General features: G+C 63.8%; 19 protein-coding genes. 18 read left to right on the forward strand and 1 reads right to left on the reverse strand.

The features are described 5' to 3' along the window. Positions 1–12: 12 nt before the first annotated feature. From K5H97_RS08340 to K5H97_RS08425, 18 genes are all read left to right on the forward strand, one after another. Positions 13–648 carry a TetR/AcrR family transcriptional regulator gene (locus K5H97_RS08340; RefSeq protein WP_028690998.1) on the forward strand — a complete coding sequence of 212 codons (636 nt, stop codon included), beginning with the start codon at positions 13–15 and terminating at the stop codon, positions 646–648. Positions 649–777: 129 nt separating this feature from the next. Next, a complete protein-coding gene (locus K5H97_RS08345) occupies positions 778–1,746 on the forward strand; it encodes a GTP 3',8-cyclase MoaA (RefSeq protein ID WP_028690999.1) in 969 nt (322 codons plus the stop codon). A gap of 66 nt (positions 1,747–1,812) precedes the next feature. Continuing rightward, positions 1,813–2,418 (forward strand): DUF4823 domain-containing protein, encoded by a 606-nt coding sequence (locus K5H97_RS08350; RefSeq protein WP_028691000.1) that lies wholly within the window; start codon positions 1,813–1,815, stop codon positions 2,416–2,418. Positions 2,419–2,429: 11 nt separating this feature from the next. Further along, on the forward strand, positions 2,430–2,990 hold the full coding sequence (locus K5H97_RS08355; protein ID WP_028691001.1) for a DUF1285 domain-containing protein: 561 nt from the start codon (positions 2,430–2,432) through the stop codon (positions 2,988–2,990). 411 nt (positions 2,991–3,401) lie between these two features. Next, entirely contained in the window at positions 3,402–5,531 is a 2,130-nt protein-coding gene (flhA, locus tag K5H97_RS08360) for a flagellar biosynthesis protein FlhA (protein ID WP_028691002.1), read from the forward strand. A gap of 11 nt (positions 5,532–5,542) precedes the next feature. Continuing rightward, positions 5,543–6,856, forward strand: coding sequence for a flagellar biosynthesis protein FlhF (gene flhF / locus K5H97_RS08365; RefSeq protein ID WP_028691003.1), 1,314 nt, complete (start codon positions 5,543–5,545; stop codon positions 6,854–6,856). A gap of 114 nt (positions 6,857–6,970) precedes the next feature. Next, entirely contained in the window at positions 6,971–7,804 is an 834-nt protein-coding gene (fleN, locus tag K5H97_RS08370; RefSeq protein WP_016393812.1) for a flagellar synthesis regulator FleN, read from the forward strand. Next, entirely contained in the window at positions 7,801–8,541 is a 741-nt protein-coding gene (fliA, locus tag K5H97_RS08375; RefSeq protein WP_028691004.1) for an RNA polymerase sigma factor FliA, read from the forward strand. Before fleN ends, fliA begins: the two co-directional genes overlap by 4 nt. A gap of 103 nt (positions 8,542–8,644) precedes the next feature. Next, positions 8,645–9,019 (forward strand): chemotaxis response regulator CheY, encoded by a 375-nt coding sequence (locus K5H97_RS08380; RefSeq protein ID WP_172402424.1) that lies wholly within the window; start codon positions 8,645–8,647, stop codon positions 9,017–9,019. A gap of 19 nt (positions 9,020–9,038) precedes the next feature. Then, entirely contained in the window at positions 9,039–9,827 is a 789-nt protein-coding gene (locus tag K5H97_RS08385; protein WP_028691006.1) for a protein phosphatase CheZ, read from the forward strand. A gap of 12 nt (positions 9,828–9,839) precedes the next feature. Next, entirely contained in the window at positions 9,840–12,056 is a 2,217-nt protein-coding gene (locus tag K5H97_RS08390; protein WP_028691007.1) for a chemotaxis protein CheA, read from the forward strand. Positions 12,057–12,101: 45 nt separating this feature from the next. Further along, positions 12,102–13,226, forward strand: coding sequence for a protein-glutamate methylesterase/protein-glutamine glutaminase (locus tag K5H97_RS08395; RefSeq protein WP_028691008.1), 1,125 nt, complete (start codon positions 12,102–12,104; stop codon positions 13,224–13,226). Continuing rightward, positions 13,226–13,966, forward strand: coding sequence for a flagellar motor protein (locus K5H97_RS08400; protein ID WP_028691009.1), 741 nt, complete (start codon positions 13,226–13,228; stop codon positions 13,964–13,966). Before K5H97_RS08395 ends, K5H97_RS08400 begins: the two co-directional genes overlap by 1 nt. 3 nt (positions 13,967–13,969) lie before the next feature. Continuing rightward, a complete protein-coding gene (gene motD, locus K5H97_RS08405) occupies positions 13,970–14,827 on the forward strand; it encodes a flagellar motor protein MotD (RefSeq protein WP_028691010.1) in 858 nt (285 codons plus the stop codon). A gap of 78 nt (positions 14,828–14,905) precedes the next feature. Then, the gene (locus tag K5H97_RS08410; protein ID WP_028691011.1) at positions 14,906–15,694 is read left to right on the forward strand and encodes a ParA family protein; all 789 of its coding nucleotides are present in this window, start codon (positions 14,906–14,908) and stop codon (positions 15,692–15,694) included. Next, a complete protein-coding gene (locus K5H97_RS08415) occupies positions 15,694–16,614 on the forward strand; it encodes a CheW domain-containing protein (RefSeq protein ID WP_028691012.1) in 921 nt (306 codons plus the stop codon). The genes K5H97_RS08410 and K5H97_RS08415 overlap by 1 nt, the downstream gene beginning before the upstream one ends. A gap of 67 nt (positions 16,615–16,681) precedes the next feature. Continuing rightward, complete coding sequence (locus K5H97_RS08420; protein WP_003254393.1) at positions 16,682–17,161, forward strand: chemotaxis protein CheW; 480 nt, start codon at positions 16,682–16,684, stop codon at positions 17,159–17,161. Position 17,162: 1 nt separating this feature from the next. Continuing rightward, entirely contained in the window at positions 17,163–17,558 is a 396-nt protein-coding gene (locus tag K5H97_RS08425; protein ID WP_028691013.1) for a DUF2802 domain-containing protein, read from the forward strand. A gap of 63 nt (positions 17,559–17,621) precedes the next feature. Here the strand turns inward: K5H97_RS08425 and K5H97_RS08430 are convergent, their stop codons facing one another. Further along, complete coding sequence (locus K5H97_RS08430) at positions 17,622–20,381, reverse strand: dermonecrotic toxin domain-containing protein (RefSeq protein WP_028691014.1); 2,760 nt, start codon at positions 20,379–20,381, stop codon at positions 17,622–17,624. Positions 20,382–20,413: the final 32 nt, after the last annotated feature.

Here is a 20,413-nt window from a genome sequence, read left to right on the forward strand (position 1 = left end):
CAGTCCTTCTTTATGCAGAAAGAACCTCGCAAGGTCCGTGAGTTTCGCCGTCGCGAACAAGAGATCCTCGACACGGCGCTCAAGCTGTTTCTCGAACAGGGTGAAGACAGCGTCACCGTCGAGATGATCGCCGACGCCGTCGGTATCGGCAAAGGCACGATCTACAAGCACTTCAAGTCCAAGGCGGAAATCTACCTGCGCCTGATGCTCGACTACGAGCGCGACCTGAATGAGCTGTTGCATTCGGCTGACGTCGACCGCGACAAGGAAGCCCTGTCGCGTGCCTACTTCGAGTTCCGCATGCGCGACCCGCAGCGCTACCGGTTGTTCGACCGCCTGGAAGAGAAGGTGGTCAAGGGCAATCAGGTGCCGGAAATGGTCGAGCAGCTACACAGCATCCGCGCCTCCAACTTCGATCGCCTCACCCAGCTGATCAAGGGGCGCATCAGCGAGGGCAAGCTCGAGGACGTGCCGCCGTACTTCCACTACTGCGCGGCCTGGGCGCTGGTCCATGGCGCGGTGGCGCTGTACCACTCGCCGTTCTGGAGCAATGTGCTCGAAGATCAGGAAGGTTTCTTCCAGTTCCTCATGGACATCGGCGTGCGCATGGGCAACAAGCGCAAGCGCGACCCGGAAGCCTCGAACTAAAGCCGTCCAAGGCGCGCCCGTCGAGTCTTCGGCGGGCGCGTTGCATCCAGGCTTCGACGGGAAGGCTTGCAAAAACCTGATTTTTGAGTCAGGTTTTGCCCGCCAGAATCTTCCACGCCGGAGTCATCCATGATCGTCGATCGTCAAGGCAGGCGCTTTCGCAACCTGCGCGTCAGCCTGACTGCTGCCTGCAACTATGCCTGCACCTACTGCGTGCCCGATGGCAAGCGCCTGGTGGCGGCGCAGGACGAGCTCACGGCGGATGCCCTGGCCCGGGGCGTGGCCTACCTGGTGGAGGCGGCCGGGGTCGAACGGCTGCGCATCACTGGCGGCGAGCCGCTGGTCAGCCCGCGACTGGAAGCCTTTCTCGGCGCGGTGGCGGGCCTGGGGCTGGACGACATCAGCCTGACCACTAACGGTCAGTTACTCGCCCGCAAGCTGCCGCTGCTGCGTGATGCCGGTATCCGCCGGCTCAATGTGTCCCTCGACACTCTCGACGCCAGTGCCTTTCGCCGGATCGCCCGGGGCGGCGACCTGGCCAGCGTCCTGGCGGGCATGGCGCAGGCCAGTGCTGCGGGCATGGCGATCAAGGTCAACATGGTGCCCATGCGCGGACAGAACCTCGATCAGGTGCTGCCGCTGCTCGACTACTGCCTCGAACGGGGCTATGAGCTGCGCTTCATCGAGCTGATGCGCATGGGCCACCTGGCGCGCGACGCAAATGCCTTCCTGCAGCAGTTCGTTGGCCTGGAGCAACTGCTGGCGCTGATCGGCGAGTCGTACAGCTATGAGCAGGCGCCGCGCCCGCTGGATGCCACGGCCCTGCGCTACCGCATTCCCGGCAGGGGGCATTTCGGCGTGATCGCCAACGAGAGCGTGCCGTTCTGCCGCAGCTGTTCGCGCCTGCGCTTGTCGTCCACCGGCTGGCTGCATGGCTGCCTGTCGTCGAGCAATCGTCACTTTGTCGGCGACCTGCTGGACAAGCCCCGACATCAGGCGCTCCCGGCATTGCAGAGGCTGCTGGTCAGGGCCCTGGCGGACAAGCAGGACGTGGCGTTCTCTGGCGATGTGATGGTGATGAAGGTAATCGGCGGCTGACTCTGGCGCAAAAGCTGCATCCTGCGGCTATTCGCCGGTTTTTCGTCACCGGTTTCTGGAGGAAAGATGCGTAGCCTGGTCTTGCTGCTGGCGCTGATGGCGTTGGGCGGCTGCATGAATGTCAGCGATATGGGGGAGGGCGTCCGTTACCACATGAGTGATGCGGGCTTGCTGGACCACAGCGACACCACCCGTACCCTGTCGATCCGCCTGCAGCCGGACTCGTTCATCTTCATCGGCCAGGGCGCATTCGTGCCGCCGGGCAAGGGGCCGGTGCCACGGCAGAACGCAGTCGCCGAGGAGGCCTTCAAAAGCTTCGTCGAGTACTTCCCGCTGGTGCGTCGCGCCCAGGGGCCGCTGGGTCTGGAAGACGCGATCGCCGAGGCCCGCGCGGTGGGTGCCGACTATGTGCTCTACACCCGTTTCGCCCGCACCGACGATCGCATCGGCAACGGTGACGAGTGGTATGACGAGCAGGCTGTCGATCGCCTGGGTTGGGACCGTGGCGTGGTGCAGATGATGCTGATCGAAACCAGCACGCGCTACCTGATCGACACCGCGCGTATCAAGAGTCGCGGCGGTTTGTTGACGTTCCACGACAACACGCCACAGGATTTGCTTGCCGCGCCGATGCGCGAGTACGCTCGTAGCCTTCTGGGCATGAGCAACTGAGCGAGCGTGTCATGAGCGATTCCGGCAAGGCCAACGATCTGCTGGCGCAGATCCCCGCGCACAAGGGGCTGCCCCCGGTACACCTGTGGAACCCGGACTTCTGCGGTGACATCGACATGCGGATCGCCCGGGACGGGACCTGGTACTACCTGGGGACGCCGATCGGTCGCAAGCCGATGGTGCGGTTGTTCTCTACCATCATTCGGCGTGACGGGGACGACTACTTCCTGGTTACGCCGGTGGAGAAGGTCGGGATCCGGGTCGATGACGCACCATTTGTCGCCGTGCTACTGGATGTCGAGGGCAGCGGGGAGCAGCAGGTGCTGCGGTTTACCAGCAATGTCGACGATCAGGTCGAGGCTGGGCCGGGCCATCCGCTGCGGGTGGAGTTCGATCCGGTTACCGATGAACCCTCTCCTTACCTGTTGATGCGTGGAAACCTTGAAGCGCTGGTGCATCGCAATGTGTTCTATCAGTTGGTGGAACTGGCGGTTTCCCGGGAGATCGACGGGGAGGAGTGGCTTGGGGTTTGGAGTCGGGGTGAGTTTTATCTTATTGGGCGCAATGGGTAGTGGTTTTTCTGGGCTTCCATAGCCCCTTTCAAAGGCAGCTTTAATGGGTTGGCCGATTACCGATTGTACGGTGGTTTGGTAAGTTGTATGCGCATTCATTGGCAATGTCGACGCTTGTTCGCCCGTACTGAAAGGTGAGTGAGCGGCGACAGCGCCAAAGAGTGCGCATGCGGAAATCAAAGCCCACACTCTTGCCCGAACCCGAACCCGAACCCGAACCCGAACCCGAACCCGAACCCGAACCCGAACCCGAACCCGAACCCGAACCCGAACCCGAACCCGAACCCGAACCCGAACCCGCCCCCCCGAAAAGCCCCCCAGAAAAGCCCCCCGGAAAAGTTGGAAAGCTTCTTGCAAAGGCAGCGCCAGTCGCCACACAGGCGTCAAAGTTTTGCTTGAAGAGGAATCGCGGTGGATCGCACTCAGTTAATCAGCAGCGCCCGTAACAACCTGGCCGGTCTCGGTCGGGGCAACCTCGGCGTGCCGCTGCTCCTGCTGGTGATGCTGGCAATGATGATGTTGCCGATCCCGCCGTTCCTGCTCGACGTGTTCTTCACCTTCAACATCGCCCTGTCGATCGTGGTCTTGCTGGTCTGCGTCTACGCCCTGCGTCCTCTGGATTTCGCCGCGTTCCCTACCATCCTGCTGGTGGCCACGCTGCTGCGCCTGGCGCTGAACGTTGCTTCCACCCGAGTGGTCATGCTCCACGGCCAGGAAGGTCACGGCGCCGCGGGCAAGGTGATCCAGGCCTTCGGTGAAGTGGTGATTGGCGGCAATTACGTCGTCGGTGCGGTGGTGTTCGCCATCCTCATGATCATCAACTTCGTCGTGGTGACCAAGGGCGCCGGGCGCATCTCCGAGGTGAGCGCGCGCTTCACCCTCGACGCCATGCCGGGCAAGCAGATGGCCATCGACGCCGACCTCAACGCTGGCCTGATCGACCAGGCCCAGGCCAAGTCCCGTCGCGCCGAGGTCGCCCAGGAGGCCGAGTTCTACGGCTCCATGGACGGTGCCAGCAAGTTCGTCCGCGGTGACGCCATCGCCGGCCTGCTGATCCTCTTCATCAACCTCATCGGCGGCATGCTCATCGGTATGCTGCAGCACAACATGACCTTTGCCGATGCCGGCAAGGTCTATGCCCTGCTGACCATCGGTGACGGTTTGGTGGCGCAATTGCCATCGCTGCTGCTGTCCACCGCGGCCGCGATCATGGTCACCCGTGCCTCGGGCTCCGAGGACATGGGCAAGCTGATCAACCGGCAAATGTTCGACTCGCCGAAGGCCTTGGGTGTGTCGGCCGCGCTGATGATCATCATGGGCCTGGTCCCAGGCATGCCGCATGTCGCCTTCCTCAGCCTCGGCGCACTGGCCGGTGGCGGCGCTTACCTGGTATGGAAGAAACAACAGAAGGCCAAAGCCGTCGCCCAACAGGAGGCCCAGCGCCAGCAGGACCTGCTGCCATCGCCGCAGCGCGCCATGGAAACCAAGGAGCTGGGCTGGGACGACGTCACCCCCATCGACATGATCGGCCTGGAGGTCGGCTATCGCTTGATCCCGCTGGTGGACCGCAACCAGGGCGGCCAACTGCTGGCGCGGATCAAGGGCGTGCGCAAGAAACTGTCCCAGGACCTGGGTTTCCTCATGCCCACCGTGCACATTCGCGACAACCTTGACCTGCAACCCAGCGCCTATCGTCTGACCCTGATGGGCGTGATCCTGGCCGAAGCCGAGATCTACCCGGACCGGGAGCTGGCAATCAACCCCGGCCAAGTATTCGGTACCCTCAACGGCATCGCCTCGCGCGATCCGGCGTTCGGCCTGGAGGCGGTGTGGATCGATGTCGGCCAGCGCGCCCAGGCGCAGTCGCTGGGCTATACCGTGGTCGACGCCAGCACCGTGGTCGCCACCCACCTCAACCAGATCCTGCAGAAGCACTGCCACGAGCTGATCGGGCACGAGGAGGTGGTGCAGCTGCTGCAGGTGCTGGCCAAGGTCTCGCCGAAACTGGCCGAGGAGGTGGTGCCGGGTGTCATTTCCTTGTCGGGCCTGCTCAAGGTCTTGCAGGCGTTGCTCGCCGAACAGGTGCCGGTGCGTGACATCCGCAGCATTGCCGAAGCCATCGCCAACAATCCGACAAAGAGTCAAGATACCGCCGCGCTGGTGGCGTTGGTGCGGGTCGGATTGTCCCGCGCCATCGTGCAAAGCATTGTTGGCGTTGAGTCCGAGCTGCCTGTGATCACTTTGGAACCAAGGTTGGAACAGATCTTGCTCAATAGTCTGCAAAGGGCCGGGCAGGGTCAGGAAGATGGTGTTCTTCTTGAGCCGAGCATGGCCGAAAAGCTTCAGCGCTCGTTGATCGAGGCGGCCCAGCGTCAGGAAATGCAGGGTCAGCCGGCTATCCTCCTGGTTGCCGGCCCGATCCGCGCCATGCTGTCGCGCTTCGGTCGCCTGGCAGTACCGAATTTGCATGTTTTGGCGTATCAGGAAATACCTGACAACAAGCAAGTCACCATCGTTGCCACCGTGGGCCCGAACGGCTGAGGTAGTGGGTTATGCAAGTTAAGCGTTTTTTCGCCGCCGATATGCGTCAGGCCATGAAGCTGGTCCGGGATGAGCTCGGCTCCGACGCCGCCATCATCGGCAACCGGCGCATCGCTGGCGGTGTCGAACTGACGGCTGCGCTGGACTACAAACTGTCCGCCCTGGCCCCACGCGTGCCCAATGCGGAGCTCGAGGACGAGCTACGCAAGACCCAGTCGCGCATCGTCACCGCCCAGGCCGAACTGACCGGGCGCGGCGATGCCGTCGAGGGCGGCAACCGTCAGCTGTTCGCCGGCCAGTCGCTGACCGCGTCCGAGCCGTTGATCGAAGCGCATGTGGATGAGCCTGCACCGATCGCCGCCGCAGCGCCGGCCCCGGTCGATCCGCGCCTGTTCGACGCCATGCGCTTCGAACTGACCGGTCTGCGCGAGCTGCTGGAAGTTCAGCTCGGTTCGCTCGCCTGGAGTCAGTTGCAGGGCAGCAAGCCACAGCAGGCCAACCTCTGGCGCCGCCTGCAGCGCCTGGGTCTGTCAGGCGGCTTGGCGCGCGAGCTGCTCGACCTCACTGCCGAGATCGAAGAGCCGCGTCATGCCTGGCGCATGGTCCTGGCGCACCTGGCGCGGATGATCGACATACCTGAGATCGAACCGATCGAGGAGGGCGGTGTCATCGCCATGGTCGGCCCGGCCGGCATGGGCAAGACCACCACCCTGGCCAAGCTGGCCGCGCGCTATGTACTCAAGTACGGCGCGAACAACCTGGCGCTGGTGAGCATGGACAGCTTCCGCATCGGTGCCCAGGAGCAGCTCAAGACCCTCGGGCGTATCCTCAATGTGCCGGTCACTTATGTCGATCCGGGCGAGTCGCTGGCCCAGGCGCTGGAGCCGCTGCTGCGCAAGCGCGTGGTGCTGATCGACACCGCCGGCCTGCAGGCCAGCGACCCGGCGCTGCGCATGCAGCTCGAGACCCTGGCCGGGCGCGGTATCGCCGCCAAGAATTACCTGGTGCTGGCGACCACCAGCCAGAAGCAGGTGCTCACCGCCGCCTACCACAGCTACAAACGCTGCGGCCTGGCCGGTTGCATCCTGACCAAACTCGATGAAACGGCATGCCTCGGCGAAGTGCTGAGCCTAGCCATCAGTCATGAACTACCGGTGGCCTATCTGACCGATGGGCCGCGCATTCCTGACGACCTGCAACTGCCGCGCAAGCACCAGCTGGTGAGTCGCGCGGTCAGTGTGCAGTTGCAGGACGAGCCCAGCGACGAGGCCATGGCCGACATGTTCGCTGATCTCTACCACAACCCTGGCAAGCGTGCGGGTTGAGGGTGAATACTGTGCAAAGTACCTACATCATGGGGTTGCCCGGCCGTACCGTGGCCTTGAACGTTCAGCCCCTCATGTGGCCTGGGTCCAAGCGAGACAAGGTAAAGAACAGACATGGGTAGCATGCATCCCGTACAGGTGATCGCCGTGACCGGTGGCAAAGGTGGCGTCGGCAAGACTAACGTTTCAGTGAACCTGTCTCTGGCGTTAGCCGAGCTCGGCCGCCGGGTCATGTTGCTGGACGCCGACCTGGGCCTGGCCAATGTCGACGTTCTGCTGGGGCTCACGCCCAAGCGTACCCTGGCCGATGTCATCGAGGGTCGCTGCGAGCTGCGCGATGTGCTGCTGCAGGGGCCTGGCGGTGTGCGCATCGTCCCGGCGGCTTCCGGCACCCAGAGCATGGTGCACCTGGCGCCAGCCCAACATGCCGGCCTGATCCAGGCCTTCAGCGAGATCGGCGACAACCTCGACGTGCTGGTGATCGACACCGCTGCGGGTATTGGTGACTCGGTAGTCAGCTTCGTCCGCGCCGCCCAGGAGGTGCTGCTGGTGGTGTGCGACGAGCCTACCTCGATCACCGACGCCTACGCCCTGATCAAGCTGCTCAACCGCGACTACGGGATGAATCGCTTCCGCGTGCTGGCCAACATGGCCCAGAGCCCGCAGGAAGGGCGCAACCTGTTCGCCAAGTTGACCAAGGTCACGGATCGTTTCCTTGACGTCGCCCTACAATACGTCGGTGCCGTGCCGTACGACGAATGTGTGCGCAAGGCCGTGCAGAAGCAGCGGGCTGTATACGAGGCCTTCCCGCGGTCCAAGTGCGCGCTGGCTTTCAAGGCCATTGCGCAGAAGGTCGACAGCTGGCCGCTGCCTGCCAACCCGCGCGGACACCTGGAATTCTTCGTCGAGCGCCTGGTGCAGCCCACCAGTGCAGGGCCGGTGCTATGAACGCGAGCGGTTTCAAGATGTACAGCAAGGCCGCCAAGGACGCTCAGTACGAGCTGATCGAGCGCTACGCGCCGCTGGTCAAGCGCATCGCCTACCACCTGCTGGCGCGTTTGCCGGCCAACGTCCAGGTCGAGGACCTGATCCAGGCCGGGATGATCGGCCTGCTGGAAGTGGCCAACAAGTATGACGCCAGCAAGGGCGCCAGCTTCGAAACCTACGCCGGCATCCGCATCCGCGGCGCCATGCTCGACGAAGTGCGCAAGGGCGACTGGGCACCGCGCTCGGTGCACCGCAACACGCGTATGGTCAGCGACGCGATTCGCTGTGTTGAAGCAAAGACAGGGCGCGACGCTAAAGATCACGAGGTTGCTGCCGAACTCCAATTGAGTCTCGATGATTACTACGGGATTCTGAACGACACCTTGGGCAGTCGCCTGTTCAGTTTCGACGACCTGCTGCAGGACGGCGAACACGAGGGGCTGCACGAGGACGGAGCCAGCGGCCAGCTGGAGCCATCGCGGGACCTGGAGGACGAGCGCTTCCAGGCCGCCCTGGCCGATGCGATTGCCAACCTGCCGGAGCGCGAGCGCCTGGTCCTGGCGCTGTACTACGACGAAGAGCTGAACCTCAAGGAAATCGGTGAGGTCCTGGGGGTCAGCGAATCGCGTGTCAGCCAGTTGCACAGCCAGTGCGCGGCGCGTCTGCGCAGCCGCCTGGGGGAATGGCGGGCGCGTTGAACCAGGTTTGATGCAGTCGTTTTTTTGTGGTGCCGAATTGATTGAGTGCGCGCTCGGCGCCGAGCGCGTTTAAGACTGCTTGGAGGTCTAATTGAACAAAGACATGAAAATCCTCATCGTTGACGACTTTTCGACGATGCGGCGGATCATCAAGAACCTGTTGCGTGACCTGGGTTTCACCAACGTCAAGGAGGCTGATGACGGCAACACGGCACTGCCGATGCTCACCAGCGAACACTTCGACTTCCTGGTAACCGACTGGAACATGCCGGGCATGACCGGTATCGACCTGCTGCGTGCTGTTCGCGCGGACGAGCGCCTCAAGCACCTGCCGGTACTGATGGTCACCGCAGAAGCCAAGCGCGAGCAGATCATCGAAGCTGCCCAGGCCGGCGTCAACGGCTACGTGGTCAAGCCTTTCACCGCCGTGGCGCTGAAAGAAAAGATCGAAAAGATCTTCGAACGCGTCAACGGCTGAGTCACGTCTGGGGGGCGCAATGGAGTCAACCAACAACTCTTTGGGTGAGTTCGAATCAACCCTTAAGAAGCATGCCCAGGAACTGGTCGAGAGCCTCGAGCGCGGCCGGTTCGGTGATGCGGTACAGCTGATCCACCAACTGAACCAGACCCGCGATCGCGGGCTGTATCAGGAAGTTGGCAAGCTTACTCGCGAACTGCACAGTGCAATCGTCAACTTCCAGATCGACCCGTCCATGCCGCAGGCCGAGGAAGTGTCGCAGATTACCGACGCCACTGAACGCCTCTCCTACGTGGTTCGCCTCACCGAAGGTGCGGCCAACCGCACCATGGACCTGGCAGAGGCCTGCACCCCGGTGCTCAACGACCTCGCCGCCGAGGCCCAGAGCCTGTCCGCCGATTGGCAGCGGTTCATGCGCCGTGAGGTGGCAGCGCCGGAATTCCGTGAGTTGGTCAAGCGTGTGGACAGTTTTCTGACGCACAGCGCCGAAGGTAATCAGAAGGTCGCCGGCCATCTCAACGATATCGTCCTGGCCCAGGATTATCAGGATCTCACCGGCCAGGTGATCAAACGGGTGACCGCGCTGGTCACCGAAGTCGAAAGCAATCTGCTCAAGCTCGTGCTGATGGCAAGCCAGGTCGACCGCTTTGCCGGGATCGAACATGACCACCAGCAGCTGCGCGCTGAAAAAGATCAAGAAAAACATCCGACTCGGGGTGAAGGTCCGCAGATTCATGCCGATAAGCGTGAAGACGTCGTGTCCAGCCAGGACGATGTCGACGATCTGTTGTCCAGCCTGGGTTTTTAAGGAGCACGTTTAATGAGCTTCGGCGCCGATGAAGAAATCCTCCAGGATTTCCTGGTAGAAGCCGGCGAAATCCTCGAGCAACTGTCCGAGCAATTGGTCGAGCTGGAAAGCCGGCCCGATGACGCGGACCTGCTCAATGCGATTTTCCGCGGTTTCCACACTGTAAAAGGGGGCGCCGGCTTCCTTCAGCTCAATGAGTTGGTGGAGTGCTGCCACATTGCCGAGAACGTGTTCGACATCCTGCGCAAAGGTGAGCGCCGGGTTGACGCGGAACTGATGGACGTGGTGCTCGAGGCCCTCGACACGGTCAACAGCATGTTCGGCCAGGTGCGCGAACGTACCGATGTCACGCCGGCCACGCCGGAGCTGCTGGCGGCGCTGTCGCGCTTGGCCGAGCCCGGTGGCGCCGAAGCCCCGGCCCCGGTGGTCGAGGCGGCGCCCGTGGTCGAAGCCCCGGCTGCCGAGCCCGACATCACCGATACCGAGTTCGAGCAACTGCTCGACTCGCTCGATGCGGTCAAGGCTGAAGCTCAGGTTCATGAGCAACTGCAGGGTGAAGAAATCAGCGGCGGCGGTGACGAGATCACCGATGCCGAGTTCGAGTCGCTGCTCGACCAGCTGCACGGCAAGGGCCAGTTCTCGGCCGATGCCGCCGTCAGCGCGCCTGCGCCAGCCACTCCGGCCAGCGACGAGATCACCGACGATGAGTTCGAGTCGCTGCTCGACCAGTTGCACGGCAAAGGTACTTTTGCCGTCGACGCACTGCCAGGCGCCGCCGCGCCAGTGGCCAGCGCGGCACCCGCCGCGGGCGACGAGAGCATCAGCGAACACGAATTCGAGGCCCTGCTCGACCAGTTGCACGGCAAGGGCAAGTTCTCCAGTGACGCGGTCACCGCCGAGGCGCCTGCCGCCGTCGCCGCGCCTGTCGCGGCCAAGGCCGAGGTCAAGCCCGTTGCCAAGCCGGCTCCTGCGCCCGCCGCGGCACCGGCTGCGGCCGCCAAGCCTGCCGCCCCGGCTCGCGCTCCTGCGCCGGCCGCCGAGAAGCATGGCGCCAGCGAAGCGGAAACCACCGTGCGGGTCGATACCGCGCGTCTGGACGAGATCATGAACATGGTCGGCGAACTGGTGCTGGTGCGTAACCGCCTGGTGCGCCTGGGGCTCAACAGCGGCGACGAGGCCATGTCCAAGGCCGTGTCCAATCTCGACGTGGTCACCGCCGACCTGCAGACCGCGGTCATGAAGACCCGCATGCAGCCGATCAAGAAAGTCTTCGGCCGCTTCCCGCGCCTGGTTCGCGACTTGGCCCGCCAGCTCAAGAAAGAGATCAACCTGGAGCTGGTCGGTGAAGAGACCGACCTCGACAAGAACCTGGTGGAAGCCCTGGCCGACCCGTTGGTGCACTTGGTGCGCAACGCCGTTGACCACGGCGTCGAGATGCCTGACGAGCGCGAGGCCTCCGGCAAGTCGCGCATGGGCCGGGTGGTGCTGTCCGCCGAGCAGGAGGGTGACCACATCCTGCTGTCGATCTCCGACGACGGCAAGGGCATGGACCCGAGCATCCTGCGCGCCAAGGCCGTGGAAAAGGGCCTGATGGACAAGGACGCGGCCGATCGCCTGAGCGAGTCGGACTGCTACAACCTGATCTTCGCCCCGGGCTTCTCGACCAAGACCGAGATCTCCGACGTGTCCGGCCGCGGCGTCGGCATGGACGTGGTGAAGACCAAGATTTCCCAGCTCAACGGCTCGATCAACATCTTCTCGGCCAAAGGCCAGGGCTCGAAGATCGTCATCAAGGTGCCGCTGACCCTGGCGATCATGCCGACCCTGATGGTAATGCTCGGCAACCAGGCGTTCGCCTTCCCGCTGGTCAACGTCAACGAGATCTTCCACCTCGACCTGTCGCGCACCAACGTGGTCGACGGCCAGGAAGTGGTGATCGTGCGCGACAAGGCGCTGCCGCTGTTCTACCTCAAGCGCTGGCTGGTCCAGGACCACGAGCATGAAGAGCAGCACGAAGGTCATGTGGTGATCCTGTCGGTCGGTACCCAGCGCATCGGCTTCGTGGTCGACCAGTTGGTTGGCCAGGAAGAGGTGGTGATCAAGCCGCTGGGCAAGATGCTGCAGGGCACCCCGGGCATGTCCGGCGCGACCATCACCGGTGACGGCCGGATCGCCCTGATCCTCGACGTTCCGAGCATGCTCAAGCGTTACGCCGCCCGGCGTATTTGATTTCGGTGGCGCGCCCTGGCGGGTGCGCCGCCTAATGGAGTGTTTATGGCAGTCAAGGTCCTGGTGGTGGATGATTCCGGTTTCTTCCGCCGCCGTGTCTCGGAAATTCTCTCGGCGGACCCGACGATCCAGGTCGTGGGCACCGCGACCAACGGCAAGGAAGCGATCGACCAGGCGCTGGCGCTCAAGCCCGATGTCATCACCATGGACTATGAAATGCCCATGATGGACGGTATCACTGCGGTGCGGCACATCATGCAGCGCTGCCCGACGCCGGTGTTGATGTTCTCCTCGCTGACCCATGAAGGCGCCCGCGTCACCCTCGACGCCCTGGACGCCGGTGCGGTCGACTACCTGCCGAAGAACTTCGAGGACATCTCGCGCAACCCGGAAAAGGTCAAGCAGCTGCTGTGCGAGAAGGTCCATACCATCTCGCGCAGCAACCGCCGTTTCAGCGCCTATTCCAGCCCGGCGCCCGCCGCCGCGCCGGCTCCGGCCAATAGTCATGCGCCGGCCAGCAGCTTCGCCAGTACCACGCCCGCGCGCACGGCGGCTCCGGCCCGCGCCGCGGCACCGGCCGCCGCGCATTCGCCGGCGCCCAAGCGCAAGCCCTACAAGCTGGTCGCCATCGGCACCTCCACCGGTGGCCCGGTGGCGCTGCAGCGGGTATTGACCCAACTGCCCGCCGGATTCCCGGCGCCGATCGTTCTGATCCAGCACATGCCGGCGGCCTTCACCAAGGCCTTCGCCGAGCGCCTGGACAAGCTGTGCAAGATCAGCGTCAAGGAAGCCGAGGACGGTGACGTGTTACGTCCGGGCCTGGCGTTGCTGGCCCCGGGTGGCAAGCAGATGATGGTCGACGGCCGTGGCACGGTGAAGATCCTGCCGGGCGACGAGCGCCTGAACTACAAGCCTTGTGTCGACATCACCTTCGGCTCCGCCGCCAAGTCCTATGGCGACAAGGTGCTCTCGGTGGTGCTCACCGGCATGGGCGCCGACGGTCGCGAGGGCGCACGCCTGCTCAAGCAGGGTGGCAGCACCGTGTGGGCGCAGGATGAGGCCAGTTGCGTGATCTACGGCATGCCCATGGCCATCGTCAAGGCCAACCTGGCCGATGCCGTGTACAGCCTGGACGAGATCGGCAAGCACCTGGTCGAGGCGTGCATCTGATGGATGTGTTGAGCCTAATCGGCCTGATCCTCGCTTTTGTCGCCATCGTTGGCGGCAATTTCCTCGAGGGCGGCCACGTCGGTGCGCTGATCAACGGCCCGGCGGCATTGATCGTGCTGGGCGGTACCCTGGCGGCGGCGTTGTTGCAGTCGCCGCTGTCGGCGTTCAAGCGCGCTCTGCAGATCGTGGGCTGGATCTTCTTCCCGCCGCGGGTGGACCTGCCCGGTGGCATTGACCGGGTGGTGAACTGGAGTCTGACGGCACGCAAGGAAGGCCTGCTGGGCCTGGAGGGCGTGGCCGACGCCGAGCCCGATCCCTATGCGCGCAAAGGCCTGCAGCTGCTGGTCGACGGCGCCGAGCCCGAGGCCATCCGCAGCATACTTGAAGTCGATTTCCTGACTCAGGAAGCCCGCGACATCCAGGCCGCCAAGGTGTTCGAGAGCATGGGCGGCTATGCGCCGACCATCGGCATCATCGGTGCGGTGATGGGTCTGATCCACGTGATGGGTAATCTGGCCGACCCGTCGCAGCTGGGTAACGGCATTGCCGTGGCCTTCGTCGCCACCATCTACGGCGTGGCCAGCGCCAACCTGATCCTGCTGCCGATCGCCAACAAGCTCAAGGCCATCACCCTGCGCCAGTCTCGCTATCGCGAGATGCTGCTCGAGGGCTTGTTGTCGATCGCCGAAGGCGAGAACCCGCGCTCGATCGAGCTGAAGCTGCAAGGCTTCATGGAGTAAGCCATGGCCCGTCGTCGCAAGATCGAAGAGCACGAGAACCACGAGCGCTGGCTGGTCTCGTACGCCGACTTCATCACCCTGCTGTTCGCCTTCTTCGTGGTCATGTATTCGATCTCGTCGATCAACGAGGGCAAGTACAAGCAGATTTCCCAGGCGCTGATCGGGGTCTTCAATGACCCCGAGCGCAGCATGAAGCCGATCCCTATCGGTGACGAGCGGCCGCTGAGCGTCAAGCCCGCCGAGCCGCTGATCAAGGACAGCGAGCAGACCGACGCGGGCCTGGCGCAGACCAGTACCGACCCGCTCAAGACCATCACCGACGATGTCCGCGACGCCTTCGGCGACCTGATCAAGTCCAACCAGATGACCGTGCGCGGCAACGAACTGTGGGTGGAGATCGAGCTCAACTCCTCGCTGCTGTTCGCCAGTGCCGACGCCATGCCCAGCGATGTCGCCTTCGAGATCATCGAGAAGGTGGCGAAGATTCTTAGGCCGTTCGCCAACCCGGTGCACGTCGAAGGCTTCACTGACAACCTGCCGATTCGCACCGCCCAGTACCCGACCAACTGGGAGCTGTCGTCGGCGCGAGCGGCGAGCATCGTCCGGTTGCTGGCGATGGAAGGGGTCAACCCGGCGCGCATGGCCTCGGTGGGTTACGGGGAGTACCAGCCGGTGGCCAGCAACGACACTGCCGACGGGCGTGCGCGCAACCGCCGGGTGGTGTTGGTGATCTCGCGTAACCTGGAGGTACGCCGCAGCCTGACCGGCAGTGGCAGTGCCAATGCCACCCCGGATGCGGCGATGCGCCGGGCTGGCACACAAAGTGCACCAGCCTCGCCAGCACCGTCGACCGGGGGCTGATTTCGTCAAATCCCCGTCACTGAATTTCACACCGTTCCCGGCAGGGCAGGCGGCCATACCGGGAGGAAGCAACGCACGATGAGAGTCTGGGCAGTAGCCAATCAAAAAGGTGGCGTCGGCAAGACCACCACCACCATCGCCCTGGCCGGCTTGCTGGCCGAGGCGGGCAAGCGCGTGGTCGTGGTCGACCTCGACCCGCACGGCTCGATGACCAGCTACTTCGGGCACAACCCCGATGCGCTCGAGCACAGCTGCTACGACCTGTTCCTGCACAAGGGCACGGTGCCCGAAGGTTTGCCGGGCCAACTGCTGCTGCCGACCAGCGACGAGCGCATCTCGCTGCTGCCGTCGAGCACCGCGCTGGCGGTGCTCGAGCGCCAGTCGCCGGGGCAGAGTGGCCTAGGCCTGGTGATCGCCAAGAGTCTGGCGCAACTGTGGCAGGATTTCGACTTCGCCCTGATCGACAGCCCGCCCTTGCTAGGCGTGCTAATGGTCAACGCCCTGGCCGCCAGCCAGCAGCTGGTGATCCCGGTGCAGACCGAGTTCCTCGCGGTCAAGGGCCTGGAGCGCATGGTCAGCACCCTGGGCATGATCAATCGCTCGCGCAAGCAGGCATTGCCCTACCAGATCGTGCCGACCCTGTTCGACCGCCGCACCCAGGCATCGCTGGGCACCTTGAAGGTGCTGCGTGACACCTATGGCGACCAGGTCTGGCAGGGCTACATTCCGGTGGACACGCGTCTGCGAGACGCCAGCCGCAACGGCGTCACGCCTTCGCAGTTCGACGGCAAGAGCCGTGGCGTGGTCGCCTACCGGGCGCTGCTCAAGCATCTGCTCACCTACCGTTCCGCATTGCAGGTGGCGTGATGAACCAGGCTCGGCAGATCACCACCAAGCCACAGATGGCCTTGCAGTCCTACCTCGACGGGCTGCTGCAGGAGGCCACCGAGTCGTTCGAGCTGCCGGCGGAGTTGGAGACGCCTGTCGTGGAGCCTGTCGAGCAGGCCTCCGGCGATGACTTCGAAGCAGCGGTTCGCGAGGAACAGGCCCGAGACGCCCAGCGCCAGATAATTCCGACCCCACCTGCTGCGCGGCCCTTTGCCGAGCCGCAGGCCAAGGTCCTGCCGACCGTGCTGCCGCCTGCCGCGCCGGTGGTGGAGCCGGTGGTCGCCATGGTCGAGACCGAGGTGGTGGCCGATGCCAGCATCCCGGTCCTGAGCCAGACCCAGGCCATCGAACCCGTGGCGCCGTTGGTGGAGCTGAATGTGACGGCGGCACCCGCCGCGCCAACACCGCCGGCCAGCGTCGATGGCCGTCCGGACTGGGCCGCCGAACCGTTCGAATGCCTGCTGTTCGATGTTGCCGGGCTGACCCTGGCGGTACCGCTGGTGTGTCTGGGCTCGATCTACACCCTGGCCGGCCAGGAGCTGACGCCACTGTTCGGCCAGCCGGACTGGTTCCTCGGCATCCTCACCTGCCAGGCGGGCAACCTCAAGGTGCTCGACACGGCGCGCTGGGTGATGCCGGACCGCTACCGCGACGATTTCCGCCAGGGCCTGCAGTATGTGATTTCAGTCCAGGGCTACGAATGGGGATTGGCCGTGCACCAGGTCAGCCGTTCGTTGCGCCTGGACCCGAACGAGATCAAGTGGCGCAGCCAGCGTGGCCAACGGCCATGGCTGGCCGGCACGGTGATCGAACACATGTGCGCGCTGCTCGATGTCGCCGAACTGGCCGAGCTGATCGCCAGTGGCGCGGTCAAGCAGATGAACACCAAACACAACTGAATCAACGCCGCTACTGCCGCGGCAATACAGAGCACACCGCCAATGGCGGATTTTGAGGGCTAGGGGAATGAAAAAGTCGTCTGCACAAGGTTCCGAAGATCCGATCCTGCAGTGGGTAACCTTCCGTCTGGACAACGAGTCCTACGGCATCAATGTCATGCAGGTGCAGGAAGTCCTGCGCTACACCGAGATCGCCCCGGTTCCGGGCGCTCCCAGCTACGTGCTGGGCATCATCAACCTGCGCGGCAACGTGGTGACGGTCATCGACACCCGCCAGCGCTTTGGCCTGATGCCGACTGAAGTCACCGACAACACCCGCATCGTCATCATCGAGGCGGACAAGCAAGTGGTCGGTATCCTGGTCGACAGCGTCGCCGAAGTGGTCTACCTGCGTCAGTCGGAGATCGAGACCGCGCCGAACGTCGGCAACGAAGAGTCGGCCAAGTTCATCCAGGGTGTCTGCAACAAGAACGGCGAGCTGCTGATTCTGGTCGAGCTGGACAAGATGATGACCGAGGAAGAGTGGTCCGAGTTGGAGAACATCTGAGTTGATCTTCGAGGTTGCTGTCATCTTCCTGGCGCTGCTCTGGGCACTGAGCTTGTGGTTCTTCCTCAACTACAGCAAGCGCCAGCGCGAGCTGGCCGCCCAGCAGGCCCAGGGCGATGCGCTGCGTGACCAGCGCATCAAGGACCTGGCCAAGCGCCTGGACGATTACCAGAATGGCACCGTGCGCATGGGCGAGGCGATCCATGAGCTGCGCGCGGTGGTGGCGCCGTTGCCCGAGAAGCTGCAGCAACTCGAGCAACGCGACCCCAACAGCGTCACCTTTGCCCAGGCCGCCAAACTGGTGGGGATGGGGGCTAGCGTCGAGGAGTTGACCCAGACCTGCGGGTTGACCCAGGCCGAGGCGCAGCTGATGAGCAAGTTGCATCGCGTCGAATGAGCGTGCACAAGGCGACCTTCGGGTCGCCTTGTCGTTTCAGGGGTGACCATCAACGTCAGACCTTCAAGGCTTGGCCCAGGCATGGTTGTTGCCGATCCTGGCGACGCCATTGAGCGGCAGGTAGCGGTCTAGCGCGGTCTTGTAGGCGAGGCGGTCGACGAACGTGAAGGAATTGACGGTGGACAGCGAGTCGAGGTTGGTGATTTGCCTGAGCTGTTTCAGGTCGGGCAGCAAGCGGTCGGTCACGTCGGTCAGCAGGGTGGGCCCGGTCAGCCGGCTCAGGGTATTGGCGTAGTGGGCGAAACCCTCCGGGTCGCGCGCGGCGTCCGGTTTGCTGTCGTAGAACCTCGGTTCGGCCTGAAAGCGAGCGTGCATTTCTTCGCTGATGGCCCTCAGGGTCGGGTTGTTGGCATGACTGCCGATCAGGCTGGTGTTGTAGATGCAGTGGATGTTCATCTTTTCGTTGGCGATCGGCGGGTAGAGCAGCACGCCATCAGGGGTGGTCTGCAAGAAGGTATCGTCGATCGGTTTGGCCCGCGGGCCGTAGCCGCGTCCGTTGATCGTCACCGGGTACTCGCCCTCGGCCAGTAGCCTGTCGTCGATGTCCATGTACAAGCCCCCCTCGTGGTCCAACAGTGGGAAACGCAAGACATCCGCCGCCGACGAGAAATGGCGTGCGATGCCGCCATTGCCGTCGATCGCGGCGCGGTATTGCGGGTAGTTGGCGCTGTCCTTGAACGAGGAATAGAAGGGTTGCTCCTCCAGGGGCAGCACGATGACGTCGGGGGCGTATTCGGCCAGGCGCTCGAGGTTTCGCACATAGGCCTGGGGCGACTCGTTGGACAGGTACAGGCGCAGGCTGAAGCGTGAGGGCTTTAGCGTTCTGCTGTTCTTGGCGAGGTTGGCCAGCAGGTTGTCGGGTATCGTTCGGTCGCCGACCCAGATGCTGAGGATCTGCTCGGGGATTCTTCGGCTCGCCTCCAAGGGGAATTCCGGCACCTTCACCGGGAGTGGCAGGTCGATGCCCATGGCCCGCAGGCTCGCGGTGCGCATTTCATCGGTGACCAGCCTGCCTTGCGGCGCACGGACCAGGTTCCTGCTGGCCACGCGAGGGATGTAGCGTTTCGGTTCCACCGCATTGAGGTCGTCGCGCTGGACGAAGGCGTTGGCCTCCAGGTCGTAGACAACATCGGCGCTGTAGCCACCGATGGTTGCGCGCAGGGTATCGGGCTCGCCGTTGAACTGGGTCAGGCGGATGATGGCGCCACGGGTTGCCTCGTCACCACCCTCGAGCGGCGCGACGGGGTCTGGGAGGTGGAAATACTCGAGCGCTTCTTCGGCGGGCAGCAGAGGCGGGTCCATCGGGCTCAAGGGGTAGCCCAGCTTGCCGTTCACCTCGCTGGGCAAGACGAAACCGTCGTACTTGAAGCGGAACAGCGCGGGCGCCTTGGTCACCTCGGCATGCAGCAGCGGCAAGGCGTTGAACAGGCCGAACGTGGCATCACTTACGCCCGAGGCTTGCTGATCCACGCCATGGCCGTTGATCGCCGCGTCCAGCCCCAAGCCGAACTGGGCGATGCCGCCCAGGGCGAACAGGGGCGCCAGCTCCGGCAGCACGAAAGCCAGGGGGCCGAGCAGGTTGATCGCCGAGCTCAGGTAGCCGCGCCAGCGGGCTTTGGTGATCTCGCTGTCACTGGTGATCGCCGCGTCGGCATCTTGGTAGCTGCGTGCGCGTTGGCGCTCGGCGAGCGCCTGGAACAGGTCCCCGGTTATGGCGGGGTTGTACGTGTCGGGTCGATAGTTGACATAGGTGCGGGGCGGCCAGGCGCCATCGGTGGTGAAGCCTGAGCGGTTGGGTGACAGGCGGTACACCGCCGGGTAGACGGCGAGGCCTTCCAGGGCGGTGCGCAGGCCGCTGAAATCCAGGCCGTCTGGCAGATCGGCCTGGCCGAAATGCCCGGCCAGGGCTTCGCGTTTGACGGGGTCCTTGCACTGTTGGGCTACCCAGTCCTTCAGGGCATTGGGGCCGGCGAAGGTATGCAGTGCCGAGGCGTTGCCGGGTACGTACAGCAGTGCGGTGTGCGCGTTCTTGTCGTACAGGTAGATCAGGTCGGTGGCGCTGTAGCCATAGATGTTCAGCGCGCGCATGCGAAAGGTGGCGGTGCGCGGCATGAGTTCGGCGGCTTGCCAGGCCAGCTGGCGACCGGCCTCGTCCAGGCTGCCTTCGGCCACCTGTTTGTTGCAGGTGGCGATGAAGGCCATCTTGGCCAGGATGCGGTGGCTGTTCCCGGCGTTGGCCCAGTAGCGATCAAGCATGCCTTTGTAGGTGGCGTGGAAATCCATTTTCCAGATGAACTGTTGCAGGTCTTCTGCTGGCAGCCCAAGCAGTGTCTCGGGGCCGTATACCTGCGGCGTGGTGCGCCGGAAAACGCCGTTGAACACTTGGTAGTTGACGCCGGAGGGTGCGTTCCAGGCCTTGGGGCGCAAAGTCTCGACCAAGCTGATGCGCCCGGGTAGGTGCCCGGCCCAAGGTTCGCCGAACAGTCCGCCGATGAGGTTGTTGTCCGATTCACCTTGCCAGTTGGACAGCATGGCTTGGGTCAGCGTGCTCTTCGCCACGAGCACGCCATCCCAATTCGCCAGGTCGCCATGGGGTTGGTAGTGAAGCGTGACTACATCGGTTTGATCGGGGTCGAGCGTCACGCCGCGGGCGCTTGCCCATTGCTTGATGGCGTCGCCGGCGGCACGGTCCGGGCGGGGAAAATGGCTCAGGTGCTGGCGGGCGAACTGGGTGCCAGCGTCGTTGACATAAGCGGTGGTCATGGCAGGGGCCTTTGCGTGAGTGAGTAACGGCA

This window comes from Pseudomonas mosselii (assembly GCF_019823065.1).
In the GTDB taxonomy this organism is placed as follows: domain Bacteria; phylum Pseudomonadota; class Gammaproteobacteria; order Pseudomonadales; family Pseudomonadaceae; genus Aquipseudomonas; species Aquipseudomonas mosselii.